General features: G+C 47.9%; 1 protein-coding gene. It reads left to right on the top strand.

Features of this window, described 5'->3' with window-relative positions; all coding sequences use genetic code 11:
- The first annotated feature begins 291 nt into the window (after positions 1-291).
- Positions 292-744 carry a hypothetical protein gene (locus E1297_RS01280; RefSeq protein ID WP_155132902.1) on the top strand — a complete coding sequence of 151 codons (453 nt, stop codon included), beginning with the start codon at positions 292-294 and terminating at the stop codon, positions 742-744.
- Positions 745-876 lie beyond the last annotated feature (132 nt).

Here is an 876-nt window from a genome sequence, read left to right as displayed (position 1 = left end):
CGCAAATTCGATGATGGTAGCCTCATCCATAGGGGTGCGTCCTTCAATGTTTGGTGGTTTGTGTGGCAATATCGAATTAACCAGATGCTCCACCGTCATTCAAACCGCCTGAACACCAGACTCAACCATAGCTCAGTATTGGGGCCTCGGCCTCGAGAATTGTAGTGACTCAATCGGGTAAACCGATTTCGACATAACAGCATGACTTGAAACCGATTTTATTCAGCTCTACAGCTACAATTGTAGCCTATGCCAGCACCTTTGTTCCGACCACGGAAGGGATATCAAATCGTGAGCACGCAATTAACAGACGATACGCAGGTTGATTTGATTCAGCTGCGTAATATCGTGAACAACCCGAACAACAAAGAATATGCAGCACTGCGTCATCGTGCGGCTTACATGTACATAACAGGTTCTTTTCCGACGCATTTGCGAACACGAATGACGACATTCTTAAGGCTGATATCTGAGCACACAAATCAGCCATCGGCGCTCGACGGCCGGTCAGGCGCGCTCTCGGTGACATATGAAAATATTGAATCACTCAAGCTAGAAAGCCATCCGATGGTTATTCGAGTGAGGAAATTTCTCGATGACGGATGGAAAATTTTCTTCGACTATAAAGCCAAACAGCGCAGGCCATATTCAAGAGTCAGACTGTACAAAACAAGAGGCGAATACGTCACAAAGGCCATAGTCCAATCTGATGGTTCTGTTTTGGATGGCTGGAATCTGGATTAGGGCGAAACCGGCATTTTGAATTTCAGCCTACCCCCTCCCCCCCTTGTTTATTCTGCCGGGATGGATTCCTGTTTTTGGTTTTCTGGAGGGGCGGAGTGACTACTCCCCGCCCTGAAGGACGGGGCTTCCTGC

The sequence above is a fragment of the Roseibium sp. RKSG952 genome, assembly GCF_009711355.1.
Note: the sequence above shows the minus strand (reverse complement) of the source record. Positions and strands in the feature narration are given on the sequence as shown.